Origin of the sequence: Streptomyces sp. NPDC005931 (assembly GCF_042871235.1) — a bacterium.
GTDB lineage: Bacteria > Actinomycetota > Actinomycetes > Streptomycetales > Streptomycetaceae > Streptomyces.
The window spans coordinates 407,965-434,403 of the sequence record NZ_JBIAIG010000002.1 but is presented as its reverse complement, the minus strand read 5'-3'; the positions used below and the strand labels follow the sequence as shown (position 1 = coordinate 434,403).

Annotated in this window: 30 protein-coding genes and 2 tRNA genes; 18 read left to right on the top strand and 14 right to left on the bottom strand. The window is 69.8% G+C overall.

All coding sequences use genetic code 11. The annotated features are described in order from the left end of the window. Positions 1-6: 6 nt before the first annotated feature. The 4 genes from ACFYOV_RS05960 to ACFYOV_RS05945 all read right to left on the bottom strand — a co-directional run bounded on the left by ACFYOV_RS05960 (position 7) and on the right by ACFYOV_RS05945 (position 3,235). Positions 7-1,149: a class E sortase gene (locus ACFYOV_RS05960; RefSeq protein ID WP_389083303.1), complete on the bottom strand. Its 1,143-nt coding sequence runs from the start codon at positions 1,147-1,149 to the stop codon at positions 7-9. After that, entirely contained in the window at positions 1,146-1,784 is a 639-nt protein-coding gene (locus tag ACFYOV_RS05955; RefSeq protein WP_389083301.1) for an aminodeoxychorismate/anthranilate synthase component II, read from the bottom strand. Before ACFYOV_RS05955 ends, ACFYOV_RS05960 begins: the two co-directional genes overlap by 4 nt. Continuing rightward, on the bottom strand, positions 1,781-1,942 hold the full coding sequence (locus ACFYOV_RS05950) for a hypothetical protein (RefSeq protein WP_184764307.1): 162 nt from the start codon (positions 1,940-1,942) through the stop codon (positions 1,781-1,783). The genes ACFYOV_RS05955 and ACFYOV_RS05950 overlap by 4 nt, the downstream gene beginning before the upstream one ends. A 513-nt stretch (positions 1,943-2,455) precedes the next feature. Then, a complete protein-coding gene (locus tag ACFYOV_RS05945; protein ID WP_389083297.1) occupies positions 2,456-3,235 on the bottom strand; it encodes a DUF881 domain-containing protein in 780 nt (259 codons plus the stop codon). Between the two features lie 141 nt (positions 3,236-3,376). Here ACFYOV_RS05945 and crgA point away from each other — a divergent pair, with 141 nt between their 5' ends. Beyond that, positions 3,377-3,631 (top strand): cell division protein CrgA, encoded by a 255-nt coding sequence (gene crgA, locus ACFYOV_RS05940; RefSeq protein ID WP_389083295.1) that lies wholly within the window; start codon positions 3,377-3,379, stop codon positions 3,629-3,631. Positions 3,632-3,908: 277 nt separating this feature from the next. Here the strand turns inward: crgA and ACFYOV_RS05935 are convergent, their stop codons facing one another. Together ACFYOV_RS05935 and ACFYOV_RS05930 are read right to left on the bottom strand one after the other, a co-directional pair. Further along, complete coding sequence (locus ACFYOV_RS05935) at positions 3,909-4,796, bottom strand: rhomboid family intramembrane serine protease (RefSeq protein ID WP_389083292.1); 888 nt, start codon at positions 4,794-4,796, stop codon at positions 3,909-3,911. Between the two features lie 151 nt (positions 4,797-4,947). Further along, on the bottom strand, positions 4,948-5,475 hold the full coding sequence (locus ACFYOV_RS05930; protein WP_389083290.1) for a peptidylprolyl isomerase: 528 nt from the start codon (positions 5,473-5,475) through the stop codon (positions 4,948-4,950). Between the two features lie 326 nt (positions 5,476-5,801). Between ACFYOV_RS05930 and ACFYOV_RS05925 the strand changes: the two genes are divergently transcribed. Continuing rightward, on the top strand, positions 5,802-6,500 hold the full coding sequence (locus ACFYOV_RS05925) for a DUF5324 family protein (protein WP_389083287.1): 699 nt from the start codon (positions 5,802-5,804) through the stop codon (positions 6,498-6,500). A gap of 129 nt (positions 6,501-6,629) precedes the next feature. On the opposite strand, the gene ACFYOV_RS05920 is transcribed toward ACFYOV_RS05925, so the two are convergent. After that, a tRNA-Ala gene (locus ACFYOV_RS05920) sits at positions 6,630-6,702 on the bottom strand. A gap of 181 nt (positions 6,703-6,883) precedes the next feature. Between ACFYOV_RS05920 and ACFYOV_RS05915 the strand changes: the two genes are divergently transcribed. Further along, complete coding sequence (locus tag ACFYOV_RS05915; protein WP_389083285.1) at positions 6,884-7,432, top strand: helix-turn-helix domain-containing protein; 549 nt, start codon at positions 6,884-6,886, stop codon at positions 7,430-7,432. A 120-nt stretch (positions 7,433-7,552) separates the two neighbouring features. Beyond that, positions 7,553-9,334: a serine/threonine-protein kinase gene (locus tag ACFYOV_RS05910; protein ID WP_389083282.1), complete on the top strand. Its 1,782-nt coding sequence runs from the start codon at positions 7,553-7,555 to the stop codon at positions 9,332-9,334. 76 nt (positions 9,335-9,410) lie between these two features. On the opposite strand, the gene ACFYOV_RS05905 is transcribed toward ACFYOV_RS05910, so the two are convergent. After that, positions 9,411-10,775, bottom strand: a complete 1,365-nt coding sequence (locus ACFYOV_RS05905) for a hypothetical protein (RefSeq protein WP_389083280.1) — start codon at positions 10,773-10,775, stop codon at positions 9,411-9,413. A 137-nt stretch (positions 10,776-10,912) separates the two neighbouring features. Beyond that, positions 10,913-11,041 carry a DLW-39 family protein gene (locus ACFYOV_RS05900; RefSeq protein WP_003999697.1) on the bottom strand — a complete coding sequence of 43 codons (129 nt, stop codon included), beginning with the start codon at positions 11,039-11,041 and terminating at the stop codon, positions 10,913-10,915. A gap of 337 nt (positions 11,042-11,378) precedes the next feature. Here ACFYOV_RS05900 and ACFYOV_RS05895 point away from each other — a divergent pair, with 337 nt between their 5' ends. From ACFYOV_RS05895 to ACFYOV_RS05885, 3 genes are all read left to right on the top strand, one after another. Next, a complete protein-coding gene (locus ACFYOV_RS05895; protein ID WP_389083277.1) occupies positions 11,379-11,747 on the top strand; it encodes a DUF6344 domain-containing protein in 369 nt (122 codons plus the stop codon). Between the two features lie 815 nt (positions 11,748-12,562). Then, positions 12,563-12,877, top strand: a complete 315-nt coding sequence (locus tag ACFYOV_RS05890; protein WP_389083275.1) for a DUF6234 family protein — start codon at positions 12,563-12,565, stop codon at positions 12,875-12,877. A 561-nt stretch (positions 12,878-13,438) separates the two neighbouring features. Further along, entirely contained in the window at positions 13,439-15,250 is a 1,812-nt protein-coding gene (locus tag ACFYOV_RS05885) for an IS481 family transposase (protein ID WP_389083272.1), read from the top strand. A 69-nt stretch (positions 15,251-15,319) separates the two neighbouring features. Here the strand turns inward: ACFYOV_RS05885 and ACFYOV_RS05880 are convergent, their stop codons facing one another. Together ACFYOV_RS05880 and ACFYOV_RS05875 are read right to left on the bottom strand one after the other, a co-directional pair. Next, positions 15,320-15,985, bottom strand: coding sequence for a YdcF family protein (locus tag ACFYOV_RS05880; protein WP_389083270.1), 666 nt, complete (start codon positions 15,983-15,985; stop codon positions 15,320-15,322). Further along, complete coding sequence (locus tag ACFYOV_RS05875) at positions 15,982-16,776, bottom strand: GntR family transcriptional regulator (protein WP_389083267.1); 795 nt, start codon at positions 16,774-16,776, stop codon at positions 15,982-15,984. Before ACFYOV_RS05875 ends, ACFYOV_RS05880 begins: the two co-directional genes overlap by 4 nt. A gap of 160 nt (positions 16,777-16,936) precedes the next feature. On the opposite strand from ACFYOV_RS05875, the gene ACFYOV_RS05870 reads away from it, so the two are divergent. The 11 genes from ACFYOV_RS05870 to ACFYOV_RS05820 all read left to right on the top strand — a co-directional run bounded on the left by ACFYOV_RS05870 (position 16,937) and on the right by ACFYOV_RS05820 (position 22,816). Next, positions 16,937-17,266, top strand: a complete 330-nt coding sequence (locus ACFYOV_RS05870) for a hypothetical protein (protein WP_358875592.1) — start codon at positions 16,937-16,939, stop codon at positions 17,264-17,266. Between the two features lie 2 nt (positions 17,267-17,268). Next, positions 17,269-18,597 carry an FtsK/SpoIIIE domain-containing protein gene (locus tag ACFYOV_RS05865; protein WP_389083265.1) on the top strand — a complete coding sequence of 443 codons (1,329 nt, stop codon included), beginning with the start codon at positions 17,269-17,271 and terminating at the stop codon, positions 18,595-18,597. A gap of 47 nt (positions 18,598-18,644) precedes the next feature. Next, positions 18,645-19,262 carry a DUF2637 domain-containing protein gene (locus tag ACFYOV_RS05860; protein WP_389083262.1) on the top strand — a complete coding sequence of 206 codons (618 nt, stop codon included), beginning with the start codon at positions 18,645-18,647 and terminating at the stop codon, positions 19,260-19,262. A 14-nt stretch (positions 19,263-19,276) separates the two neighbouring features. Further along, on the top strand, positions 19,277-19,462 hold the full coding sequence (locus tag ACFYOV_RS05855) for a mobile element transfer protein (protein ID WP_019527436.1): 186 nt from the start codon (positions 19,277-19,279) through the stop codon (positions 19,460-19,462). Positions 19,463-19,476: 14 nt separating this feature from the next. Continuing rightward, positions 19,477-19,767: a hypothetical protein gene (locus ACFYOV_RS05850; protein ID WP_389083259.1), complete on the top strand. Its 291-nt coding sequence runs from the start codon at positions 19,477-19,479 to the stop codon at positions 19,765-19,767. A 1-nt stretch (position 19,768) separates the two neighbouring features. Then, positions 19,769-19,945 carry a hypothetical protein gene (locus ACFYOV_RS05845; protein WP_389083256.1) on the top strand — a complete coding sequence of 59 codons (177 nt, stop codon included), beginning with the start codon at positions 19,769-19,771 and terminating at the stop codon, positions 19,943-19,945. Between the two features lie 91 nt (positions 19,946-20,036). Next, positions 20,037-20,219, top strand: coding sequence for a hypothetical protein (locus ACFYOV_RS05840; protein ID WP_389083254.1), 183 nt, complete (start codon positions 20,037-20,039; stop codon positions 20,217-20,219). Next, positions 20,216-21,607 (top strand): replication initiator protein RepSA, encoded by a 1,392-nt coding sequence (gene repSA / locus ACFYOV_RS05835; protein ID WP_389083252.1) that lies wholly within the window; start codon positions 20,216-20,218, stop codon positions 21,605-21,607. Before ACFYOV_RS05840 ends, repSA begins: the two co-directional genes overlap by 4 nt. Further along, positions 21,604-21,792 carry a helix-turn-helix domain-containing protein gene (locus tag ACFYOV_RS05830; protein ID WP_019527440.1) on the top strand — a complete coding sequence of 63 codons (189 nt, stop codon included), beginning with the start codon at positions 21,604-21,606 and terminating at the stop codon, positions 21,790-21,792. Before repSA ends, ACFYOV_RS05830 begins: the two co-directional genes overlap by 4 nt. Next, a complete protein-coding gene (gene xerC, locus ACFYOV_RS05825; protein WP_389083248.1) occupies positions 21,792-22,529 on the top strand; it encodes a tyrosine recombinase XerC in 738 nt (245 codons plus the stop codon). Before ACFYOV_RS05830 ends, xerC begins: the two co-directional genes overlap by 1 nt. A 23-nt stretch (positions 22,530-22,552) precedes the next feature. Beyond that, positions 22,553-22,816: a tyrosine-type recombinase/integrase gene (locus ACFYOV_RS05820; RefSeq protein ID WP_389083246.1), complete on the top strand. Its 264-nt coding sequence runs from the start codon at positions 22,553-22,555 to the stop codon at positions 22,814-22,816. 55 nt (positions 22,817-22,871) lie between these two features. Here ACFYOV_RS05820 and ACFYOV_RS05815 read toward each other — a convergent pair. The 3 genes from ACFYOV_RS05815 to gyrA all read right to left on the bottom strand — a co-directional run bounded on the left by ACFYOV_RS05815 (position 22,872) and on the right by gyrA (position 26,431). After that, positions 22,872-22,948, bottom strand: a tRNA-Ile gene (locus ACFYOV_RS05815). Between the two features lie 132 nt (positions 22,949-23,080). Next, a complete protein-coding gene (locus ACFYOV_RS05810) occupies positions 23,081-23,821 on the bottom strand; it encodes a DUF3566 domain-containing protein (protein ID WP_389083244.1) in 741 nt (246 codons plus the stop codon). An 18-nt stretch (positions 23,822-23,839) separates the two neighbouring features. After that, positions 23,840-26,431 (bottom strand): DNA gyrase subunit A, encoded by a 2,592-nt coding sequence (gyrA, locus tag ACFYOV_RS05805; protein ID WP_389083241.1) that lies wholly within the window; start codon positions 26,429-26,431, stop codon positions 23,840-23,842. Positions 26,432-26,439: the final 8 nt, after the last annotated feature.

The following is a 26,439-nucleotide window of genomic DNA, read 5'->3' as shown; positions in this document are numbered from 1 at the left end:
CCGCCCTTAACTGACGAGCGCATCCGGCTTGCCCTTGCTGCGCGGCCGTTCCTCGACCATCTTGCCCCAGACGATCAAGCGGTACTTGCTGGTGAACTCCGGCGTGCAGGTGGTCAGCGTGATGTAGCGGCCCGGTGCGGTGAAGCCCGAGCCCTTCGGGACGGGCTCGAGGACGCTCACATTGCTCGGCGAGGTCACCGGCAGCATCGACGCCATCTTGTAGACGAAGTACTTGTCCTGCGTCTCCACCACGATCGGGTCGCCCGGCTCCAGCCGGTTGATGTACCGGAAGGGCTCCCCGTGGGTGTTGCGGTGGCCCGCCAGCCCGAAGTTGCCGGTCTTCGCGTCCGGCATCGCCGTCTTGAGCGCGCCCTCCGCGTAGTGGCCCACCATGCCCCGGTCGAGGACCTTCTTGCTGCTGATGCCCTCGGCGATCGGCACCACCACGTCCAGCGTGGGGATGTGCAGCAGGGCGAAGCCCTGCCCCGGCTCGAAGGCGCCCGGGTTGCGCTTGCCGTTCGCCCAGTCGTTCTGGAGGTCACTGGCCTCCTTGCCTGCCTGGGCCTGCGCCCGGACGTTCGTCCACCACAACTGGTAGGTGACGAAGAGCAGCATCAGCACACCGGTGGTGATGAACACCTCGCCGATCGCCCGGCTCGCGACGACTGCGGGGCCGGGTCTGCGCGCCCGGGCCTGCCGACGGGCCTCCACGCGCGACAGGGGCGCGCCGGACGCTCCTGGCGCCCCCTCACCGCCCACTGCCGTCCCGGGGGCCCCCGCCGCCCGGGAGGACTTGTGCGAGCCTCCACGGCGCCCCTGACGCCTCTTCGCGGCCTTCCTGCGCTCCGCCCGTCCTCCGGGTGCCGGTGCGGGTGCCGCACGCGCGACGCTCCGGGGCGGGTCGGGGATCCGCAGGGCGACCGTCTCGTCGTCCGGGACAGGCTCGGGCGCGGTCGTCCCCCGCCCCTGGTCCGGCGGGTACGGGGTGCGCGGCTCGGCGCCTCCCCAGTCCGTGTACGCCTCCACGCCCTGCCGCTCCCTGAACGCACCCGGTGCCCCGTACGGCCCGCTTCCGTACGAGGTGCCCTGGTCGCCGACGCCGCCGTGGACATCCGCGCCGGACTCGCGCTCGGGGCGCAGCGCGGTCACGCCGTGGACCTGCCCACCACCGGGGCGAGCCCCGCCGACCTCGCCACCGCGTCCTGGTCGCCGCACTCCACCAGCCAGTTGGCCAGCATCCGGTGTCCGTGTTCGGTCAGCACCGACTCGGGGTGGAACTGCACGCCCTCCACCGGCAGTTCGCGATGGCGCAGGCCCATCACGATGCCGTCGGGCGTCCGGGCGGTCACCTCCAGCTCGGCCGGTACGGTGGCCGGTTCGGCGGCGAGCGAGTGGTAGCGGGTCGCCGTGAACGGTGTAGGGAGGCCCGTGAAGACGCCCTTGCCCTCGTGCTCGACCGGGGAGGTCTTGCCGTGCAGCAGCTCGGGGGCGCGGTTCACGACCCCGCCGTAGGCCACCTGCATCGACTGCATGCCGAGGCAGACACCGAAGACCGGCACCCCGGTCGACGCGCAGTGCCGCACCATGTCCACGCAGACGCCGGCCTCCTCGGGGGTCCCGGGGCCGGGGGACAGCAGCACGCCGTCGAATCCGTCCTGTGCGTGTGCCGTCGACACCTCGTCGTTGCGCAGCACCTCGCACTCGGCGCCCAGCTGGTACAGGTACTGGACCAGGTTGAAGACGAAGCTGTCGTAGTTGTCGACGACGAGAATGCGTGCGCTCACTGGTTGTCCACCGTCACATCGTTGAAGGGCAGCAGCGGCTCGGCCCACGGGAAGACGTACTGGAACAGGATGTAGACCACAGCGATGATCAGCACGAGCGAGATGAGTGCCCGCACCCATCCGTTCCCCGGCAGATGCCGCCAGATCCAGCTGTACATGCCGTCCCTTCCGTCGTACCACGGCACCAGACACACGCCGTACGCCACCAGACTAACGGCGCAACGCCTCCGGTTTCCCGGCCTCCACAGGCCGTGTGGAGGCCGGGCGGGCCCGGACGATCGGCGGGTGACCGTGGTCCCGTTCCGGTTCGCGCGTCGTCGGCGTACGACAGCACGGCCCGGACGCGTGTACCCCGAAGTACGGGGCACAGGGTCGATCACCTCGATGTCCGTGGGCACAGTTTTGTACGGCCCTTCGCCGATCCGGTACAGGAACCAGCTCGTGCCGTGGGTCGGCACCGCGGCGGTGCCTCGAACGGGGGCCGTGTTCCACGTGAAACCAAGACGCGGGACGTGCATGATCGCGTAGGGACTGCCGCTCACGCAGGGCCCGGCCTCCGGGGATCCCGCGGGGGGGCGCGCGGCACGGCCGCCGGGTGCGCGCTCCGTCCGGCCCACCGCTCACGGAGCCGTGACGATCACCCGCACCGGCGGCTCCCCGGTCCTCGCCGCTTACTCCACGGGCTCGGCGTAGTGCAGGTCCACTGTGCCCGTGTAGCCGGGCAGCGTGACCGTCCCGTTGTCCTCGACCTTCCAGCCGAGCCCGTAGACGTTGACGTAGACCATGTAGTTCTGGATCGCCGGTGAGGCCGTGAGAGCCTTTTTCAGCTTCTCCGGGTCTCCGACCGCCGTGATCTTGTACGGCGGTGAGTAGACGCGGCCCTGGAGGATCAGGGTGTTCCCGACGCAGCGGACCGCGCTGGTGGAGATCAGCCGCTGGTCCATGACCTTGATGCCCTCGGCACCTCCCTGCCACAGGGCGTTCACCACGGCTTGGAGGTCCTGCTGGTGGATGACCAGGTAGTCGGGCTGGGGCTCGGGGTAGCCGGGAAGCTTGGCCGTGGCGTCCGGCGGGGCGTCGTTCAGCGTGACGCTGATCGCCTCGCCCTTGAGCTTCTGGGTGCCCGCGCGCTTCTCCAGACCGGCCAGTCTGGCGTCCTCCTCCTTGGTGCTGCCGTCGTCGCGCTCGGCGAGCGCCTCCATGTCCTCGCGCAGGGCGGCATTGGACTCGTCCAGCTCGCCGTTCTTGCGGCTGCGCTCCTGGATGAGGTCGGACAGCTTCAGCAGGGAGTCGTCCGTGCGGATGTTGGTGCCCCTGGCGGTGCTGAAGCTGGTGAAGAAGATGAGTCCGGCGAGAGCGAAGACGGCAGCGGTGAGCACCCGCACGGGCCGGAAACGGTGCCGGCGGGCAGGGCTGGATTCCGTCCCCGGGAAGTCGGCAGAATTGCTCAACGTACCCTTATCTCCTTCGGCGCCGCGGAAGCACTACGCTAACGGACGCCCGGGGGAGCGCTCAGAGTCCCCTTGTACGCTGACCCGAGCCCGACCCAGTTCCCTGCGCGGCCACGCAGCGCATCGACAGGAGAGACCCTCGTGCCGAAGTCACGTATCCGCAAGAAGGCCGACTACACGCCGCCGCCGGCGAAGCAGGCGACCACGCTCAAGCTCACCAACCGCGCCTGGGTCGCGCCGGTGATGCTCGCCCTGTTCCTCATCGGCCTGGCCTGGATCGTCGTGTTCTACGTCACCGACGGCTCGCTGCCGATCGACAGCTTGGGCAACTGGAACATCGTGGTGGGCTTCGGCTTCATCGCCGCCGGATTCGGCGTCTCCACGCAGTGGAAGTAGCGCTCGGCCCCGCCTGAGGGTGGCTCGGCCCACCGTCGTCCGTCGGCTCCGGGCAGAGTATCCACTGAGTTATCCACAGCCGTTTTCCACATGGGGAAAAAGAACGACCATCTGTGGATAACTCATCAGGTGTTGACGCCGGTGTGACAGAAGCACCGGCAATCGAAAATGCGTTCGCCCCCTGGCTGACCTGCGGAAACACAAGTCAGCGACAGGGGGCACAGATGTTCCCGCACCGTGTGCACAAGATCCGCCACACGCTGTGGACAACTCCTGCTCAGGTGAGCTGCGCCGTCCTCAGCAGGGTGATGAGCACGATCACCGCCAGGACCAGGGCGCAGGCCCCGTACTGGATCAGCGGCCGCCGCTCGCGCGGGGCGTGCACCATGGCGTACCCGATCACCGCACCGGCCACGAGCCCGCCGATGTGCGCCTGCCAGGCGATGTTGCTCCACCCGAAGGTGAAGATGAGGTTGATCACCAGCAGGGCGATGATCGGCCGCATGTCGTAGCGCAGCCGACGGGCCAGCACGGCCGTCGCGCCGAAGAGGCCGAAGATCGCGCCGGACGCCCCGAGGGAGGCAGCGGTACCCTCGGCGAGCAGGTAGGTCAGTGCGCTGCCTGCCAGCCCGGAGAGCAGATAGAGCGCGAGATACCGGGCCCGTCCGAGAGCCTCCTCCAGCGGTCCGCCGAGCCACCACAGGCCGAGCATGTTGAACGCGAAGTGCCAGGGCGCCTCGTGCGTGAACATCGCGGTGACCATGCGGTACCACTCACCGTCGGCGACCCCGACGACGGGCTGGAACGGTGCGGGGGGCCACGCCCCCACGAGATAGAGTTCGCGCGCCAGCGACTCGTCGATCCAGATCGCGACGAACACCACCAGGTTGATTCCCAGAAGGACCTTGGTGATCAGCCTGGGATCGGCGGCGACCGTGCCTCCGGCGAGGGTGCGGGGCGCCGAGGCCGCGGGAGCGTGCCCGGTCCCCGATCCGCCGCGGACGCACTCCGGGCACTGGAACCCGACCGAGGCGTCGACCATGCACTCCGGGCAGATCGGCCGCTCGCAGCGGGTGCAGCGCACGCCCGTCTCGCGGTCCGGGTGGCGATAGCACGCCGGGACGCTGTGCGCGTCCTGCGGGCTGCCGGCAGCCTGGTCGTCCATGCGATCCCCTACGTCGTGTGGAAAAGCCCCGCCCCGCCCATCCTTACGGATGAACGGGGCGATTGGTTCCCTCTGGGGGATATCAGCGCTCCCGGCACCTGCACGTCAGCGCTCCTGCGCCTGCCTGAGCGCCGGGAACACCGGGAGGTGCTCAGCCTTCGCGGATCTCGACCGACTCGATCACCACGTCGTTGAGCGGCCGGTCGGTGCGCGGGTTGGTCTGCGCCGAGGCGATGGTGTCGACGACCTTCTGGCTCGCGGCGTCGGCGACCTCACCGAAGATGGTGTGCTTGCGGTTCAGCCACGCCGTCGGGGCGACGGTGATGAAGAACTGCGAGCCGTTGGTGCCCGGGCCGGCGTTGGCCATCGCCAGCAGGTAGGGCTTGTCGAAGCGCAGGTCCGGGTGGAACTCGTCCTCGAACTGGTAGCCGGGACCGCCGGTGCCGTTGCCCAGCGGGTCACCGCCCTGGATCATGAAGCCACTGATCACCCGGTGGAAGACCGTACCGTCGTAGAGCTTGTCCGTGGACTTGGCACCGGTCTGCGGGTGGGTCCACTCCCGCTCGCCCTTGGCGAGCTCGACGAAGTTCTTGACCGTCTTCGGCGCCTGGTTCGGGAAGAGCCGAACGTCGATGTCGCCGTGATTGGTCTTCAGGGTGGCGTAGAGCTGCTCAGCCACGATGTGCCTTCCGTTGTCTTTCCGTGACTCCCTGATCCTCGCACGGACGGGGCGCGCAGTCGCCCGGCGCCCGTTCACAGGGGAGCAACCTCACCGATCCGCTTGCGGAAAACCGGCACGGTGGGCCCGTGGCGGGGGCGCGCGGCAGCGATCCGTGGCATTGTCGACGACAAGCTCCGTTGCCCCTGATTCATCCTCTATTGCACTCGATCAACTCCATCGGCACCCGTATGCCCGCCCGCGCATGCCCCGCAGCGACCGGACAGGCATGATCCGTAAAAGGGTGGAAAGTCGAAATACCGTACGCCACCGAGGAGGAGGAACCCGTGACCCGCATCGACAGCGTGCGCGCCGCGACAGGTTCGGCGAAGGACAGCGTGCTGCACGCCGCGGAAGTGGTGGCGCCCTACGCCGACACGGCCAAGGTAAGGGCCGCGCACTACGCACACGAGGCACGCGTACGGCTCGCGCCCAAGGTGACGCAGGCCGCCGGGCAGGCTCGCGTCCAGTACGGCGCCCACGTCCAGCCGTATCTGGAACAGGCTCGGGCGCATGTGCCACCGAAGGTCGACCTCGCCGCCCACGAGGCCGTCACCCGCACTCGCAAGGCCGCCCGTCAGGCGGCGGAGTACTCCCGGCCGCGGATCGAGCAGGCGGTGGCCGTCGCCGGGCCCGCCAGGGAAGAGGCCGCGGCTCGCAGCCTGGCGGTGCTGGCCGCGCTCCGCGGTCAGGTCACGCCGCAGCAGATCCAGAAGCTGGTCCGCAAGCAGCAGCGGCGGGCGAAGGCCGGCCGGGCCGCGCGGACCCTGCTGATGCTGAGCGTCGCCGTGGGTGGGGCCTACGCCGCCTGGAAGTGGTGGGACAAGCAGGCCAACCCCGACTGGCTGGTCGAACCGCCGGCTGCGACGGACGTCTCCGAGTCGGGCGGGCTGACGTCGGTGGACGGCAGTGGTGCGACCGTGCTCGATCCCGAGGTCGAGGCGAAGGAGGCCCAGGAGGCCGCCAAGCGCGACGAGGAGCCCTGACAGAAAGGGCCCGCACCCCTTCGACGGCGCGGTGGGGCCGAAGACATGACGTCTTCGGCCCCACCGCGCCGTTTCACGTGAAACAAGACCCCTCCCACCACGTTTCCGCAGGTGGGAGGGGTCGGCATGTGGAGCCTAGGGGAGTCGAACCCCTGACATCTGCCATGCAAAGACAGCGCTCTACCAACTGAGCTAAGGCCCCGGAAGGGAAACGTCCGCCCGGAAGAACGTCTCCCGGCGGGCGCCGGAGACCAGAGTACCGGGTCACCCCCGTGATTCCGCAAAAAGATTGGGGGTCCCCGTGGCCGACCACTCTCCGTAAGATGCTCGGCGTGGTTCGCTACAGCGAACCGCAGTTCTCGGGGAAGCGATGGGGAGACGCAATGGACGCCGCACAGCAGGAAGCCACCGCAAGAGCGCGGGAACTGCAGCGGAACTGGTACGGGGAGCCGCTGGGGGCGCTCTTCCGTAGGCTCATAGACGACCTGGGCCTCAACCAGGCCCGGCTGGCGGGGGTCCTGGGACTGTCCGCACCGATGCTGTCGCAGCTGATGAGCGGCCAGCGAGCGAAGATCGGCAATCCCGCGGTGGTCCAGCGGGTACAGCTGCTGCAGGATCTGGCGGGGCAGGTCGCGGACGGCAGCGTCAGCGCCGCCGAGGCGACCGAGCGCATGGAGGAGATCAAGAAGTCGCAGGGGGGCTCGGTACTCAGCAACACCACGCAGACGACGAGCAGTTCGGGGGCGCCCACGGTCAAGCGGGTGGTTCGCGAGATCCAGTCCCTGCTGCGCTCGGTGGCGGCCGCCGGCGACATCATCGACGCCGCCGACACCCTCGCTCCCACCCACCCCGAGCTGGCGGAGTTCCTCCGGGTCTACGGCGCCGGCCGCACCTCCGACGCGGTCGCGCACTACCAGTCCCACCAGAACTGATCCCCGCCCCGGCCGCCGCAGCGGGTCGGTCGCCGGGACGGGTGTGCCGCGGGGGGAGTCGCACCGCTCGTCACGGGGGAAGCAAGGGGGAGACCGCAGGGGGAGGAGCGACGCACAGCCATGGGTGAGGTCTTCGCCGGCCGTTACGAACTGGTCGACCCGATCGGACGCGGAGGCGTCGGCGCGGTCTGGCGCGCCTGGGACCACCGCCGCCGTCGTTACGTGGCCGCCAAGGTGCTCCTCCAGAGCGACGCCCACTCCCTGCTGCGTTTCGTGCGTGAGCAGGCCCTGCGGATCGACCATCCCCATGTGCTCGCCCCCACCAGCTGGGCCGCCGACGACGACAAGGTCCTGTTCACCATGGACCTGGTCGCCGGCGGCTCACTGGTCCACCTCGTGGGCGACTACGGGCCCCTGCCCCCGGCCTTCGTCTGCACCCTGCTCGACCAGTTGCTGGCGGGGCTCGCCGCGGTGCACGCGGAAGGCGTCGTACACCGCGACATCAAACCGGCCAACGTGCTCCTGGAGGCCACCGGCACCGGCAGGCCGCGGTTGCGGCTGTCCGACTTCGGCATCGCGATGCGGCTGGGCGAACCCCGCCTGACCGAGACCAACCTCGTGGTGGGCACGCCCGGATATCTCGCGCCGGAACAGATCATGGGGGCCGAACCGGACTTCCCGGCCGACCTGTTCGCCGTGGGCCTGGTCGCGCTCTACCTGCTGGAGGGTGCCAAGCCGGACACCAAGGCACTCATCCAGTACTTCGCGGACCACGGAACGCCCGGTGCGCCCCAGGGCATCCCCGAACCGCTGTGGCAGGTGGTGGCCACGCTGCTGCAACCGGACCCGCAGGCGCGGTTCCGCACCGCCACGGGGGCGCGCAAGGCGCTCGCCGCGTCCGCGGAGCTCCTCCCGGAGCCGGGTCCCGACGACGAGCTGATCGAGATCTTCGACCAACTCGGCCCGCTCCCCCCGGGCTTCGGCCCCGACGGCCCACTGAAGGAAGCCACGGGTCTGCGTCCCGGGGGCCGCCGTGCGGCTGTGGAGGGCAGCCGGGCCGGGGATGCCGCTGCCGCCCCCGTGTCCGGTGAGGCCGACCGGGCCGCTGCGGCCGGTGCCCACAGGGCTGATGGCGCCGGTGCTCAAGAGGCTTTCGACGCGCAGAGGGCTTCCGGTGCACAAGGGGCCGACGGCGTCACGGGAATGCACGGTGTCGTCCACGGTCCGACGGACGCCCGTACCGGGTCCGCCCCTGCCGGTGGCACCGGCGCGGTACCCGGCGGCGGCGTCACGCCGGCCGACCCCCGGCAGAGCGCCTCGCCCACGCCGGCACCACCCACTTCGGCCCCCTCCGGCCCGGCGCCGGCCCCCTCCGCACAGCCGCCCTCCATGTCCGACACCGGCAGCTTCCACCTGCCGCCGCCCCAGTCGGCGTCCGGCACGGTCACTTCCTCGCCCTCTCCCGCTCCCCCTCCTCCACCGGCCCCGCGAACCGACGTACCCACCCCTCCGACACGACATGAGGCACAGGCGCAGGCATCGGCGCAGGCCCAGGGCCACAGCGGCCACGACCGCCACGGCGTGGCCCCTCAGCAGGCCCCCGCCCCCCACGTCTCCCCGCACGACCCCACTCACCCGCTGCGTTCCCCCCTGCCGCACCCGCCGTCCCCCTCCGTCGCGGCCAGGTACGACCGCCCCGATGCCTCTACTGCTTCATACACCGCCCAGGAGCCTCGGGTTCCCCCTCCGGCCGGGGTGATCGGGCGGCCCGCAGCGACCCACCGGTCACACCACCGGTCACACCGCCGCCGCACCGGCCCCACGGCGAAGGTCGCGGTCCCCCTCCTGCTGCTCGCCCTGGCCTGTTACGCCGTGGGATTCTGGGCCCTCACCCGGCTCTGACCGTCCCGCACGGCGGCGCGGCGGCGGTGCAGCGACCGGTGCACCGGCGACAGCGACCGGTGCGGCGACGACGGCGCTACGGCACGGCCCTCCGGCGAGCGAGCACCGTCCACACGCCCAGCCCCACCAGCAGCGCGCTCCCGGTGCCGATCCCGCCCACGGCGAGCGCCGTCATCGCGGTCCGGTCGTCAGCGGCGTCGCCCCCGGCCGCCGTCTCCCGGTCCTCCTCGGTGACCGTGAAGACCTCCGCCGGGACCGGCTCCCCCGCGTACCGCGGACCGCTCTGCGCAGCGCCGCCCACCCGTATCCGCAGCGTCAGCCCCACGGGCCCGTCCCCGAAGTCGTCCGCCACCCCGGCCGCGAGGTGCGCGACGAGGTAGTAGGAGCCGGCGAACCGCATCGCCTTCACCCGGCTGCTGACGGCGTGACGATTGGCGTGCGCGACGGGCGGCAGGGGATCGAGGCCGTCCGACTTCTGGTTGCCGTCGTAGCCGATGCCCAGGTCCGTGACGCGGCCCCGGACGGGGTTGTAGAGGTCGAGGTCGAGCGCAGCGGGGACGAATCCCCGGCCGCCGGAGCGGGAGCTGCCCAGTTCGGCGGTGGCGTGGATGCGCCCGCCCCAGTCGACGGGGACCCTGTAGAAGAGCGTCTGCCCGGGCCGGATGTCGTCCCGCCACGCCCCCTCGCCGAGGGTCGTCGCCCTCGCGAAGCCCGCGCCGCCCGCCCGTCGCCGGGGCTCCCCTGCGACGGGTGCGGGCGAGGCGGAGTCCCAGTCCTCGGGCTCCTCCGTCGCGGCGGTCCCCTCCAGTGGCGGTTCCGTCACCGCGGTGAGCTCAAGTTCCCAGGGGCCGGGGGAGGATCCGGCGCCGTCCGGATCGGCGCGTTCAACGGTGAGGTAGTACGTGCCGGGCTGCTGGCAGAGCGACCGGGTGGAGGCGATCTCGCGCACGGCCGACGCGGCCAGCGGATGCGGGCTGCGGGCCGCGCCGAAGGTCGCGGTGTCGGCGTCGCAGGACCGGCCGTCGTCGTCCTTCAGGGACACCTTGATGCCGTCGCTCACGGAGCCGGTGCCGCCCGCCGGGGGAACCGCGGTGGCGGAGACGTACGCGTTCGAGGCGGCGTCGAGTTCCAGGCTGTAGTGGACCCTGCCGTTCGACGGAAGGGTGCTCCGGTGGGCCGGTCCGATCTCGAGTCGTACGGCGTCCGCGGTGCTCAGGGCCCCGTCGACCGTCCGTGCCCCCTCGGCGAAGGCGTACGGCCGGGGCGTGCCGGACGCCGCGCCGGGTGCCGCGGCCGCCTCCTGCCCGACCGGCACGCCCCCCAGGCCGAGCGCGACCACCACGGCGGACACCGCGGTCAGCGCACCGCCCCGCACCGACAGCGGCGGACGACCGCGTCCAGCCCGTACGCGCCCCCGCGCCGTACACCGCCGTCCCCTCACGCGCCTCCCCTGTCGTCGCCGGACGTCGAACCGTGGCCCATCCTGCCCCGCGGGCACGGGCCGTGGACATGACCCGCCCCACACAAAACCCCGGCCGCGAGGGCGGCCGGGGTCTGTTCAGCGTCGGATGTCGGTACTCACGAACCCGTGGGCACGGAGTCAGTCGCCTCCGTCCACAGATCCTGCTCGGCGCGATCCGCCTGGATCTGGCGGTACACGAGGAGCCCGCCGATGGCGGCCAGTGCGACCAGGAGAAGCTTCTTCACCGCGCGACCTCGTCTTTCGTTGACGTAGGGGACCTCTGGCGCCCGACTATACACACCGACCGATACCGATCGGTGACCTGCGTCGGCCCATCAACTTCCCGTCGAATGTGCCCAGTAGGCGCACCTGGTCCGATCCGATCGGAGGGTGATCACACTCGCACGGACGGTCACTTTGACCGTTTCTGGCCCTCATCCCCTGATTTTCGACCGCCTTGCACCCATCCGAGTGGTGTTCATCTGAACATCGACGCGCCACGGGCGTCGGTCCACCACTTCGCGAGCCCCATACACATCATGAGGAAAGTACGCAAATCGCCCGACCCGAAAGTGAGGGACCATGGCCCGGAACAAGGTCATGAAGCTGTGGACCACCATCGTCACCGCCTTCCTCGCGCTGTTCACGGCGCTCGGACTGATCACCACGACCGCCACCGCGGCGGTACCGCAGACCGAGACGACGCGCAACAGCGACAGCAGCGCACCCGCACCGGCACCGGTGCTGTCCCCCTGGTCCTGGTCCCACGCACGGGCCCTGCCCCCCACGATGAAACAGCGCATCCACGCCGAGGCCCACGGAAAGTCACCCCGCTGCCGCCACCGCCCGCTCGAGGACGCGACCGCGGACACGACGGCAACGACCTGCTCCGACGACACCACCGCCCCGGCGGACCCCGTCACCGAGCACACCGCCCCGCTCCAGCGCTGATCCCGAGGGACCTGCCCTCGCCCCCCTGACCCTCCCCGTGCCGTCCCCGGCTCCCTGAAGTCCCGGCGAACTTGCGTACAGCACGACGGCACGCACCCAGCGCATCCCAACGCACCACGCGGCACAGGCCCGGCAGCCCACCAGAGCAGCCGGGCCCGCGGCATGCCCACAGGCCGGCGACCGGAAGCACCCCGGCGGCTCCCCGCCCCCACGGAGAGTCCGAGCACGCCGTCAGCCGCGCGTCTGCGGCCTGTGCCGTCGAGCCGGCAACGGGAAGCTTGCACGCCGTACCCCCAGGCGGTCAGGCCACAGTGGAAACGTGCCTCGGCTTCCACAGGTTCGCTTCCCAAGCGCCGAGGATCGTAGAAGGGTCGTGCCCAGGACCCTCGCGCTGTCCGCGACGTCCACGACACGGTCGCAGAGGACCAAGCGTGCCGACACCCGGCGGACCATCGCCGTGGATGCCAAAGACCCCCAGCCGGTACCGACTGGGGGTGTTTGTGCTGGTGGGGCTAACAGGGTTTGAACCTGTGGCCTCATCCTTATCAGGTCGATCATGCGGTGTCGGCGACATCGGTCAAGGCGCTCCGTGCCTTGCCTGCTCGTGCGCTGCCGTCCGGCTCAGGTCCCCGCTGTTCGCGCTTGTTGGTGTCAGCCGCTGATGTCAGCCCAGAGCGACAGCCTTGACAGATTCGGCCCGGTACTTCGTGGAGACGGCGCATCTGAGTACCTGTGCTCATGTGCAGTGCCCGCCCTAACACCATGCTGACTCCATGTACTTAGCAGATCGGCCTGAAGACGGGACGACAGTGGGCATGGGACAGGCAGATAAGCCATCAACCGGCCGGCAGATCGCGGTCAGCGTGGCGCTACTCGTCATCGACTTCATGGTCATCGCCTGCGCTGTGTACGTCTACGGGATGACGGGATGGGCCGAAAGCTACGACAGTGACAACACCAAGCCGTCGAGTGCGTCGGGGGTGGCATTGCAGGCATCGTGGCTACTGGTAGGCGGCGCGGTAGTCACAGGCGGTGGCCTCCTGGCCAAGGGCTGGCGTATTGCTGGCATCGTGCAGCTGGTTGTCCTTGGGGGCGCGGCGGCACTGTTCTCTTCTGCTGCTGGTGGATAGCCCGCCCCTGCCAAGCCAGAAGTTCCCACCACTCACCCCAGCTCCCATCCCGTCCGCCGTCGACCCACACATCGTGGAGCAGGCGTGGTTCATGGCGTCCAGGTGGAGCGCGCCACTGTACGAACGACCTGGACGCCATGGGCCGCGTCTGCTCGGCTCTGCCTGGGTCGATGGTGGACGGGGATGGGAGCCTCCCCCGCACGCCCCTACGGACCCGCAGCCGGGGGCGGTGCCCCCTCCATCCCGGTGCCGGCCGATCCCCCGCCGGAGGCATTGTCTTGGCCGCGGGCCGCTCTATGCGGTGATCGACTCATGGGCCGTAGTTCGCTGCGGCCCAGGGGGCGGCCCCCTGCGCCGCAGGCGTGTGGGGGGCCGCCCCCAGGGCCAGCCCGCGCCTCGCGCGGGCACTTGATGAGGTAGAGAAACCTGTAACAGCTCTCGTTTCGCTGGTCTTGTCCGGTCCCGGTAGATGCTTGACAGTTCGATCCCAGCTGATGGTTGACGATGGCCGTGATCGGCTTTTCTGTGCGCGTCGTTGCGGCGTGTGGCAGGAGGCCGGGATTGGCGCTGGTGGAGTTGTCGGTTGTCGAGCAGAGATACCGGGCTGTGCTTGCGGTGCTGGCGGGGGCGACGGTGACGGAGGTTGCCGCGTCGCTTGGGGTGTCGCGGCAGACGGTCAGCGGCTGGAAGTCGAGGTATGAGGCTTCGGGTCTGGCCGGGTTGGCGGACCGTTCGCGCAGGCCGGCGTCGTGTCCGCATCAGGCCTCTGCCGAGGTCGAAGCGGACGTGTGTGAGCTGCGGCGCAAGCACCCGAAGTGGGGTCCGCGGCGGATCGCTCATGTGCTGGAGCGGTCCGGGACGGTGAGCCCGGTGCCGTCGCGGATGACCGTGTATCGGATCCTGCTCCGGCATGGCCTGGTGGAGCCGGGAGTGCGGCGCCGGAAGCGGTCGGATTACAAGCGCTGGCAGCGGGACCGTCCGATGCAGTTGTGGCAGATGGACATCGTCGGCGGCGTGATGCTGGTCGACCCGGTCACCGGGGAGCTGACCGAGGCGAAGGTCGTGACCGGGGTGGATGACCATTCCCGGTATTGCGTGATCGCGTCGGTGGTCGAGCGGGCGACTGGGAGGGCGGTCTGTGCGGCCTTCGTTCGGGCCTTGCAGACGTTCGGGGTGCCGGAGGAAGTGCTGACCGACAACGGCAAGCAGTTCACCGACCGGTTCGGGCAGGGCGGTGAGGTGTTGTTCGACCGGATCTGCCGGGAGAACGGGATCGCGCACCGCCTCACCCAGCCGGCCTCGCCGACCACGACGGGCAAGGTGGAGCGGTTCCACCAGACGCTGAGGCGCGAACTCCTCGACGACTGTGGGGCTTTCGAGAGCGTCGAGCAGGCTCAGGCGGCACTGGATGCGTGGGTGGAGGAATACAACTCCTCGCGGCCGCATCAGGCGCTGGACATGCAGTCTCCGGGAGACCGGTTCGCCCCGGTTGCCGAGCAGGAGCGGGACGTCCTGGGCCTGAAGATCCCTGGAGTGCTGGCGCTGGTGCCGCAGCAGCGGACACCCTCAGAGGCTCCGGAGCCGGCTCCGACCGAAGCCTGCGAGGTTCCTGCCGCCTTGCCTGAGATGTCGGTGGAGTCCGGTGGGCCGGTGGAGTTCGAGCGGGTGGTGCCTGCGAGTGGGAATCTGCAGGTCGCGGGCAAGCAGTTCTGGCTGGGACCGGCCCGCTCAGGGCTGACGGTGACCTTCTGGGCCGACACGCAGGTGATCCATCTGCTGATCGCCGGGGCGCGGATCAAGACCGTGCGCTCGCACCTGTCGGTAACGGATCTGGCGAGGCTGGCTGTCCGGGGCGGACGTCCGGCGGGGCCGGCCCCGCTGCCGGGCGGTGACGGGGCGGCGTTCGAGGTGGACCGGGTGGTGAACAACAGCGGCCTGGTCGGTTTGGGCGGGCGCCAGGTGCTGGCGGCGGAGATCCTCGGTGGCCGCCAGGTGGGCATCCGGATCGACGGTGAGACGCTGTCGTTCTTCGATCCGTCCTCGCGGGAACTGCTGCGGGTGCGGCCCAACCCGCTGACCAGCGAGGAAGTCCGTCGGCTACGGGGCCTGCGTCCGGCCGGACCGCCGCCGCGTCCGGGCGTCGAGCCGGTGCGGGTGCAGCGGCGGGTCAGCGCGGTGGGCACGGTCATGGTCTGTCGGCAGGTCGTCTCCCTGGGCCGCCCGTACGCAGGGCAGACCGTGACCGTCCACGTGTCTGACACGACGATCAGCGTCGAGCTGGACGGGCAGATCCGGGTGATCCGGCGCACGACCGACGTCCCGGTCCGTAACGTGAAAGCGAACAAGCCCCACGGGGCTCCCTACGTTGTCTAGGCCCACCGTCAAGCATCACCCGGGACAGAAACGTCAGGCATCAGCTGGGACCAGACATCGTTTCGCTGGTCAGGTCGAAGATGTCGCGGCGGTCGTGAGTCGGCTCGTGTACCCGGCTTGGCACAGGCGCTCGTACGCCTCGGCCACGTCGCCGGGTACTGGCTGGCGGATCATGAATCCCTGATCCGGATAGATCATCAGCCGTTGCAGGGCGCCGACAAGCATGTCGATCACCAAGCGGGCGTCGCCGATGGAGTCGACGTACTCGGCGAAGGTCATGGGCGTGGAAGCGCTGACGACTTCGACCTCGGGCCAGAGCTTGCGTGCCGTGGCATACGCGCGCCGCTCCTCGTACGGCTTGCTGATCAGCAGTACAGAGGAGACCTCCTCCCCCTTCCCCACCAACAGCTGCCGGGAGAAGCGGATGTTCTCCCCGGTGTTCCGGGCGTGCGGCTCCACGAAGATGGCCGTGCTGGGAACCCCCAGCTCCAATGCCCGCTCGCGGTAGTGGACGGCTTCGCCGCGGGGCATTCGCTCCCGTGTCGTCGGGCTCGTGGCTCCGGTGAAGACGAGCAGAGGGGCCATGCCGCGCTTGTACAGGTCCACGGCGGTGTCAGCCACTCCCAGGTCGTGACTGCCCAGTCCGATGGCCACGGAGCACGGCCGGGGCGCATGGCCCATCTGGTGGTAGTCCCATACGCGCCGGGCGTCGGCCCAATCCTGCGTCGAGATCACTGCTGTTCTTCTCCGTCCCTCGCCGAGTCGGGCACCTTGAAGTCGTACTCCCACGCGAAGCGTGATGCCGCGTGCACCCCGATGGCGAACTCCACGACGGTGCCGTCGGCTGTGTACGTCGTCCGGTGCAGCTCGACCACCGGTTCGCCCGGCGGCAACTGGAGCTGCTTCACCTCGTCCGGTGTGGCGGCGCGAGCGAACAGCTGCTCCTTCATGTGGTCGATCTCGTATCCCGCCTCGTACAGCACGCGGAATCCGCCGCCTCGGCCGGCGGGGCCCGGAGTGGGGTCGACCAGTCGCGTCCCTTCCACGTGCTCGGGCCGGTAGTAGCTGGTCAGCGTGTGCGTCGGTTGGTCGCCTTCTTTGACCAAGCGAGCGCGTGCGTAGACCTCCGCGCCTTCCGGCAGCCCGTGTGCGGCTGCGACCTCCGGCGGTGCCACGACGCGGCTCACCGTCTGGGTCTGCTCGTTCCGGCGGTAGCTGCGGCCTGATGCCACACGGTCCGCGATGAACGCGACTTCGTCGCCGTCTCGCCACTTGGCCTTGTCGTAGCGGGCAATGCCCAAGCGCTTGAGGGGGACCTGCTGGCGCACGACAGTGCCGTGGCCGCGTGAAGAGGTGACCAGGCCCTCGGCTTCCAGTGCCTTGTAGGCGGCGTGCACGGTCGCCTTGGAGCCTTCACCGGCGTCGACGAGTTCTCGGATGTGAGGCAAGCGCTGGCCAGGGGCGTAGTCACCCCTTCTAATCTGCTCGGCCAGCTTGTCCGCCAGCTCCCGCCACTTGGACGCCATCTCGAACCCCTCTCAACGAGGTCTAGTGAAACATAGTCCTAGGACTGTTGACAGTCCTAGGACTGCGGTGCACTATCTCTCTCAGCGGCTCGCAGTCCTAGGACAGCGAGCGTCATGCAGTCCGGTTTGGGCTGCCTCGTCTTCAACGCTGGGAGAACTGATGCCGTCCTTCAAGATCGACACGTCGTCTGCTGTGGTGTTCGTGGCGACCGCGCCGGTGCCGAAGCTGGCGAACGCGAAGACCGGCGAGCGGGCGATGGACCGGGAGACCGGGGCTCCGCTGTCGACGGTGGGCCTGCTGGTCTCGGACGAGGGGGAGGGGAACCTCTACCAGGTGACCATCCCGGAGACGGGCCTGCCGGAAGGGCTCCAGCCGGGTATGCCGGTGCGGGTCGTCGGGCTCAAGGCGCGGGACTGGGAGAACGAGTTCAACGGCCAGAAGCGGCACGGGATCTCGTTCCGCGCCGTCGCGATCACCCCGGCGGCCTGACCATGAGCGACTGGACGTTGTGGCTGGAGGCCACGGGGGCGTTAGCGGGGGCCGGCGGTGTCGGCTACGCCAAGGTTCGGGCTCCGCGCGTGTACTGGTCGACGGTGGGTCTGCCGCTGACGTGGGGCCGGTTCGCCTGGTCGTACCGATCCACGATGGAGGTGTGCGGGCTGACGGTGCAGCCGACGGGTCTGCGGGCGTTCATGACCCGCAACCTGGCCCGGCGTGAGGTCCGGCCCGTGGCGCCGAAGGTCCGCCGTATCCGCCCGACCTTGACGGGCCTGCGGGTGACGTTGCGGCTGCCGGCCGGTCTGGAGCCGATCGACGTGGCGGTGTCCTCAGAGCGGCTGCGGCACGCCTTCGGGGTGCAGTCGGTGAACGTGGCGGAGACCAAGCCGGGCTATGTGGAACTCCGGATGACGGGCTATGACGTGCTGCGGCGTGTGCGTCTGCCGCGCAAGGCCCGGCCGCGCGACCTGGTGGTGCCGGTGGCGCTGCGGGAGGACGGCACGGTCTTCGAGCGGGACTACCGCAAGATGCCGCACGCCCTGACTTTGGGGGCGAACTCGTCGGGGAAGTCGATGTACCAGCGCAACCTGGTGATGGGCCTGGCGAAGCTCCCGGTCGGCCTGGTCGGGATCGACTGCAAGCGCGGTGTCGAGCACAGCCGGTACCTGCCCCGCCTGTCGGCGCTGGCCACCGATCCGGACATGGCCGGCCGCCTGATAGACGCGCTGGTGCTGGAGATGAGCGAACGCTTCGATCTCCTCGCCCTGCACGGGGTCTCCGACCTGTGGGATCTGCCCGAGAAGCTGCGACCGGTGCCGCTGGTCGTCCTCGTCGACGAGGTGGCGGAGCTGTTCTTCGTCACCTCCAAGAAGGAGGAAGCGGCGCGGGACAGGACGGTCATGCAGCTCGTGCGGCTGGGGCAGATGGCCCGCGCGGTCGGGATCTACCTGGAGGTGTGCGGGCAGCGCTTCGGCTCCGACCTCGGCCGTGGCGCGACCGCCCTGCGGGCTCAGCTCACCGGCCGTGTGGTGCACCGCGTCAACGACAAGCAGACGGCAGAGATGGGCCTGGGTGACATCGCCGCTGAGGCGGTCGTGTCCGCGACCTCGATCCGGGTGGACCGTCCCGGTGTCGCGGTGGCCGGTGACACCTCCGGTGGCTGGTCGCGCATCCGCACCCCGGAGACCACGCCGGCGCAAGCGGCGGCCGTCTGCCGGGAGTACGCCCACATGACCCCGGACCTGCCGTTCCTGGCCTCGTTCCGCCCGCCCGTGGCGATCCCGCCAATGCCCACCACACCGCCGTCCGTCCCGCAGTCCTGACCACTGAGGGAGGTGAGGACGCGTTCCGCTCGATCCGCATCGATGCCGTGCTCATTCAGGCCGTGATCGCCGGTGCCCTGTCCTTCGCCCACCTGCACGACCTCGCCGAAGCGGCCGGACAGTCCGGCTGGAAGGCGTGGGCCTACCCGGTCTCCGTCGACCTGCTGTTGGTGGCGGCCTGGCGTCGACTGCGCGGCGCCCGTCGGGATCGCTCGGCCTGGACGTGGTTTGTTATCGCCCTGGTCGCCTCCCTCGGCGCGAACGTCGCGACCGCCGGACTCCTCGACCTGGCCAACGTTCCCGCCTGGCTGCGCATCCTCGTCGCGGGCTGGCCCGCGCTGGCCTTCCTCGGCGGCACCCTCCTCGTCCACCAACCCACCGAACCCGCACCGGCACCCGCGGCTTCTGCCGATCCCGCGCCGGTCATCGACCGCCCCGACGTGGCGGACGAGGGACCGGAGATCGCCCCGGCCGAACCGGTCCCGGCTCTGCCGGAAGCCCCGGCCTCGCTGCCGGTGGTGCCCCCGGCTCTGGTCGACCACGCACGCAAGGTCGCCACCGAGCACCGCACCCGCACCGGAACCGACATCGACACCGCCACCCTGCGCGCTCGTCTCGGCATCCCGGAAGACCTCGCCGGCGCGATCGTCGCCCAACTCGCCTGAAAGGAGGTGACCAGGTGCGCCCGAACCGCTTCTACGACGTGATCCGCATCGGACCCGTGCAGGTCGGCACCTTCAACAACGGCCGTGGCCAGACCCGGCACACCGCCGCCTGCACCGCTCCCGAGTGCGGCTTCTCCACCGAGCACCGCGACCGCTCGGCGGCCGAACTCGCCGCCCGCACCCACCGCTGCAACCCCTGAGAGGAGGGCCGACCATGCAGCTCCCCGAAGACCAGCTCCGCGCCGGTCACATCCCCGCCGACGTCTACCGGCGGCTCCCGCCCGGCACCGATGTGCGACGTGTCGTGATCGTGCAGGAAGCACCCCGCTCTTACACCGGGCCGATCGTGCTGACGCTCGTCGTCGTCACCGGGTCGATCGCGATGCTGCTGGTCATCGCCTTCGTCGCCCAGGTCGTGGCCGGTGCCGCCGTCGCGGTCCTGTCGGCCACCAGCGGACTCACCTACGCCATCAACCGCACGTCCAAAACCAAGAAAGGAATCTGACATGGGCATCTTCAGCAAGCGTCCCCACCCCGACGAGGACAGGCACATCGAAGAGGGCAAGCGTCGCGGCGCGCAGCTCAACCGGGAGATCTACAGCCGGATCAGGGACGGCACCGCCACGAAGCAGGACAAGCGCATCTGGAACGCCGGACGCAAGCGCTCCGGCCACATCAAGTAACGCCCTCCGGGGCGGCCTCTACCGCCAAGTATCCGCCGCCCCGGACGGCTCCACCCATCCAGATCCAACGGACCCGAAAGGGCGCCTCATCATGCCCCAACACGCCCAGATCACGCGCGTCTGCCGCGACTGCGACGGCTACGCCACCGCCGCGATCACCACCGGAGTCCGCCGCCCGGACGGCTCCCGCGCCACTCTCCGCGTCGCCTGCCCGGCCTGCAGGGGCACCGGCACCGCCCGCCGTGTGCGCCCGCTGGGGGCGGTGATCAAGTGACCGACACCGCCACGATGGCGGGCCTGGACCCGGCCACCCTCGCCGACGTGCTGAGGCTGGCCGGGTCTCCCGGCTTCGACCGCATCCAAGACCAGATCCGCCGTACCGGCGGCTGCACCGACCCAATCCGCCTGACGGGCTCGACCGTCACCCGCGACGCAGCCACGGGGCAGGTGCTGCACTCGTACTCGACCGACGCCGAACCCGGCGGGGTCCTGCGCGTCGCCTGCGGCAACCGCCGCGCCTCCCGCTGCCCGGCCTGCGCCTGGACCTACGCGGGCGACACCTACCACCTGATCCGCGCCGGCCTCGTCGGCGACCCCGCCAAGGGCACCCCCGAGACGATCCGCGACCACCCGCGCGTGTTCACCACGCTCACCGCGCCGTCCTTCGGCCCGGTCCACAACCGTCCCGGCAACCGGCCCTGCCGCTGCGGCAACCGCCACACCGAAGACGCCCCCGAGCTGGGCACACCCCTCGACCCGGACACCTACGGCTACGCGGGCGCGGTGCTGTGGAACAACCATGCCTCCGAGCTGTGGCGCTACTTCACGATCTACCTGCGCCGGGAGATCGCCAAGCTGGCCGGACTCACGCAGAAGGCGGCCCGCGAGCAGTCGCGGGTGTCGTTCGGGAAGGTCGCCGAGTACCAGAAGCGCGGGGCGGTGCACTTCCATGCCGTGATCCGCCTCGACGGCCCGGCCGGCCCCGACGACCCGCCCCCCGCGTGGGCCACCCTCCATCTGCTCACCGACGCCATTAGGGCCGCTGCCGCCCGTGTGGAAGTCGACGTGCCCCCGTCCGGGGACCAACCGGCCCGGACCCTGCGATGGGGCACCCAGCTCGACGTACGCCCGATCCGCGCCTTCGGCGACGGCGAGGACGTCACCGAGCAGGCGGTCGCCTCCTACGTCGCCAAGTACGCCACCAAAGCAGCCGAGACCACCGGCACCGTGGACCGCCGCATCGGCAACAAGGAAGCTCTGGTCCTGCTCGACGTCCCCGAGCACCCGGCCCGGCTCATCGCCGCCTGCCTCGACCTCCACCCGCTCTACCCGGACCGCAAGCTCCGCGACTGGGCCCACATGCTCGGCTTCCGCGGCCACTTCTCCACCAAGTCCCGCCGCTACTCCACCACCCTCGGCGAACTGCGCCAGACCCGCGCCGACTACCGCGCCGCCCAGCAACGCGCCGCCCTCGGCCTGCCCGACCCCGACGACAAGGAAGCCACCACGCTCACCCTCGCCCACTGGACCTACGCCGGCCACGGCCACACCCCCGGCGAATCCTGGCTCGCCGCCAACATCCGCCGCGACATCCAGCACAACCGCGAAACCGCCCGCGAGGAACTACCCGCCCTGCTCGACCTGGAAGGAGCCGCTACATGACCACCGCTGCCCCGGAGCTGTTGACCGTGCCCGAAGTCATGGCGCGGCTGAAGGTGGGCCGGACCAAGGTCTACGACCTGATCCGCACCCATCGCCTCGTGTCCATCAAGGTCGACGGATGCCGCCGCATCCCGGACCACGCCGTCCGCGACTTCATCGCCGGGCAGATCGGGGAGGCTGCCTGATGGCGAAGCGTCGACCCAATGGCGGTGGCACGATCACGAAGCGGTCCGATGGCCGGTACCAGGGGGCCGCCTACGTGACCGACACGGACGGCAACCGGGTGCGCAAGTACGTGTACGGCCGGACGTGGGACGAGGCGAACGAGAAGCTCGGCAAGCTCCAGGACCAGGAGCGCAACGCCATCCCGGTGCCTTCCCGGTCCTGGACGCTCGGCGAGTGGCTGGCCTACTGGCTGGAGCACATCGTCGCCCCGGAGCGGGAGCACAACACGTACGTGAAGTACGAGTCCAAGGTGCGGCTCTACCTGGTTCCCCACCTTGGCAAGAAGCCGCTGGTCAAGCTCACCCCGGCACAGATTCGCGCCTTCATGGCCACGCTGGCGCGGGAGAAGGTCGGGGCCTCCGCCCGCTTCGAGGTTCTGCGCGTCCTCCGCAACGCGCTCAACCGGGCAATGCGCGAGGAGCTGGTGACGCGCAACGTCGCGCTCCTGGTCGACATGCCCAAGGTGGCCAAGGACAGGGGCACGGCGTGGAACGCGCGGGAAGCGATCGCCTTCCTCCGCTCGGTCCGCGCTCACCGCCTCTACGCGGCCTGTGTCCTCGTCCTGGTCCTCGGCCTTCGTCGCAGCGAGGTGCTCGGGCTGCGCTGGCAAGACATCGACTTCGAGGCCGGCCACTTCACCCCGGTCAAGCAGGTTCAGCGGGTCAAGGGCGTGGGTCTGGTCCTCAAGGATCTCTGATCTTCTCCTCCGAGCACGGCGGCATGATCGACCCGGTGGGTTTCTCCCGCACCTTCGATCGGCTCGTCAGGCGGGCCGGTGTGCGCCGAATCACGGTTCGCCTCGCCCGGCACACCTGCGGGACCCTGCTCGCCTTCCTGAAGGTGCATCCCAAGGTCGCTCAGGCGATCCTCCGGCACAGCCAGATCAGCATGACCATGGACGTCTACACGCACGTCGTCGGCGACAGTGAGCGCGAAGCGGTGGGCATGCTCGCCGAGCTTCTGGAAGATCCGCTCATCGGCTGATGTCAGCCATGGATGCCAAAGACCCCCAGCCGGTATCGACTGGGGGTCTTCTCGCTGGTGGGGCTAACAGGATTTGAACCTGTGGCCTCATCCTTATCAGGGATGCGCTCTAACCAACTGAGCTATAGCCCCGCCGCGCTCTGCGGTGTGTGTCCCGCGCGCTGACTCCTGAAGATTAGCGCACGACAGGGGCAGTCCCAAAATCGGTTCCCGGAGGACCGTCGGAGTGCCCCGCAGCACGTCGGGGTCCGCTGATGCGGTCGTTCACTCGTCCTCGGCCAGCGTCAGCTCCACCCCGCCCACGAAGCCCGCGGAGAGGTTGTAGATGAACGCGCCGAGCGTCGCGAGGGCCGTCGCCAGGACGACGTCGATGACCGCGATGATCGTGGTGAAGAGCAGGACATTGGGCAGCGACAGGAACGACTGGAGGTCGAAGCCGTTCGACTCGTTGGAGCCGGTCGCCTCGGAGATCGTGCCGCCGACGGTCGAGAACACGCCCATCGCGTCCATGACCATCCACAGCACCGCCGACGCGACGATCGTGCAGATGCCCAGGGCGATGGAGAGCAGGAAGCTCACCTTCATCACCGACCACGGGTCGGCCTTCGCCACGCGCAGGCGCGCCTTGCGCACCCGCGGAGTGGTGCGCGCCCCGGTGCGCGCGCGGCGTACCGCGTCGGCCGGGCCTCCCGCGGGGCCCGCCTGGTACGCCTGCGGCGGGTGGTAGGGCCCCGCCTGCTGCTGCGGCTGCCGTTCCCCCGGCAGCGGCGAAGCCGGCTGAGCGCCGGCGCCCTGGTCCGGCGCGGCCTGCTGCTGACCTCGGGTGTCCGTCACAGGTGCCCCCTGGGATCCATGCGTGCCGGACGAGGGCGAGTCCTTGGCGGGCGACCTGATCGCTTTCAGATTGGTCGTGTGCGGATCCGTCGCCCGCGCGGCTGAGCCACGGCCACCGCCGCCCGTGTCCGTACTGGTACCGGTCGGTCCGGCGCCCGTGGCTCCGCTCACGCTGACTCACTCCTCGTCCTACTCGGCCGAGGGCGCCTCACCCTCGTCCGTGCCGGTGGTCGTGGCACCCTCGTCGGTCTCGTCCACGGCCAGGTCGCCGTCGACTTCCTCCGCCTCGCGTCCCGCCTCGGCGTTACGGGCGATGCCGACCACGGCATCGCGCTTGCCCAGATTGATCAGTTGGACGCCCATGGTGTCACGGCCCGTCTCCCTGACCTCGTTGACTCGCGTACGAATCACGCCGCCCGACAGCGTGATGGCGAGGATCTCGTCGGTCTCCTCGACCACCAGCGCGCCGACGAGGGACCCACGGTCCTCGACGATCTTGGCGGCCTTGATGCCGAGGCCGCCGCGACCCTGGACGCGGTACTCGTCGACGGCGGTGCGCTTCGCGTACCCGCCGTCTGTGGCAGTGAACACGAACGTACCGGGTCGAACGACATTCATCGAGAGCAGCTCGTCCCCCTCGCGGAAACTCATGCCCTTGACACCCGAGGTCGCACGGCCCATGGGGCGCAGAGTGTCGTCCGTAGCGGTGAACCTGATCGACTGCGCCTTCCTGCTGATCAGCAGGAGATCGTCGTCGGACGAGACAAGTTCGGCACCGATCAGTTCGTCGTCGCTGCCGTCCTCCCGCTCGCGCAGGTTGATCGCGATCACACCGCCCGAGCGCGGGGAGTCGTAGTCCTTCAGCGGCGTCTTCTTCACCAGGCCGGCCTTGGTGGCCAGGACCAGGTACGGGGCGGCGTCGTAGTCGCGGATCGCGAGGATCTCGGCGATCGCCTCGTCCGGCTGGAAGGCCAGCAGGTTCGCCACGTGCTGCCCGCGCGCGTCCCGCCCGGCGTCCGGGAGCTCGTACGCCTTCACGCGGTATACGCGGCCCTTGTTGGTGAAGAACAGCAGCCAGTGGTGCGTGGTGGAGACGAAGAAGTGGTCGACGATGTCGTCTTCCTTCAGCTTCGCTCCGCGCACGCCCTTGCCGCCGCGCTTCTGCGCCCGGTAGTCGTCGGTCTTGGTGCGCTTCACGTAACCGCCGCGCGTGACGGTGACGACGATGTCCTCTTCGGCGATCAGGTCCTCGATGGACATGTCGCCCTCGTAGGGGATCAGCTTGGTCTTGCGGTCGTCGCCGTACTTCTCGACGATCGCGGCGAGCTCCCCGCTGACGATGCCGCGCTGACGCAGCGGGGAGGCGAGGATCTCGTTGTACTCGGTGATCTTCGCCTGGAGTTCGTCGTGCTCCTGGACGATCTTCTGGCGTTCCAGGGCGGCCAGCCGGCGCAGCTGCATCTCGAGGATGGCGTTCGCCTGGATCTCGTCGATGTCCAGGAGGCCCATCAGACCCCCGCGCGCGATCTCGACCGTGTCGCTGCGTCGGATCAGCGCGATGACCTCGTCGATGGCGTCCAGCGCCTTCAGCAGGCCGCGCAGGATGTGGGCGCGCTCCTCGGCCTTGCGCAGGCGGAAGCGCGTACGGCGGACGATGACCTCGATCTGGTGGGTCACCCAGTGGCGGATGAACGCGTCCAGCGACAGCGTGCGCGGCACGCCGTCGACCAGGGCCAGCATGTTGGCGCCGAAGTTGGTCTGGAGGTCGGTGTGCTTGTAGAGGTTGTTCAGCACCACCTTGGCGACCGCGTCCCGCTTGAGCACGATCACCAGGCGCTGGCCGGTGCGCGAGGACGTCTCGTCGCGGACGTCGGCGATGCCGCCGATCTTGCCGTCCTTCACCAGGTCGGCGATCTTCTGCGCTAGGTTGTCCGGGTTGACCTGGTAGGGCAGCTCGGTGACCACCAGGCACTGGCGGTTCTGGATCTCTTCGACCTCGACCACGGCGCGCATGGTGATCGAGCCGCGCCCCGTGCGGTACGCCTCCTCGATTCCCTTGCGGCCCACGACGAGCGCGCCGGTCGGGAAGTCGGGGCCCTTGATGCGGTCGATCAGCGCGTCCAGGAGCTCCTCGTGCGAGGCCTCCGGGTTCTCCAGGTACCACTGCGCACCGGCGGCGACCTCGCGCAGGTTGTGCGGCGGGATGTTGGTCGCCATGCCGACCGCGATACCGGCCGAACCGTTGATCAGCAGGTTCGGGAAGCGGGCCGGCAGGACGGTCGGCTCCTGGGAGCGGCCGTCGTAGTTGTCCGTGAAGTCGACGGTCTCCTCGTCGATGTCACGGACCATCTCCATCGACAGCGGCGCCATCTTGCACTCGGTGTAGCGCATCGCCGCCGCGGGGTCGTTGCCCGGGGAGCCGAAGTTGCCGTTGGAGTCCACCAGCGGCATCCGCATCGACCACGGCTGCGCGAGGCGGACCAGTGCGTCGTAGATCGAGGAGTCGCCGTGCGGGTGGTAGTTGCCCATGACGTCGCCGACGACGCGGGCGCACTTGTAGAAGCCGCGCTCGGGGCGGTAGCCGCCGTCGTACATGGCGTACAGCACGCGGCGGTGGACGGGCTTGAGGCCGTCACGGACGTCCGGCAGCGCACGCGAGACGATGACGGACATCGCGTAGTCGAGGTACGAGCGCTGCATCTCCGTCTCGAGCCCCACGGGCTCGACGCGCAGGACGAGGCCGTCCTCTTCGGGCGTGACGGGAGTGTTCTCGTCGGTCATTGCTGGTG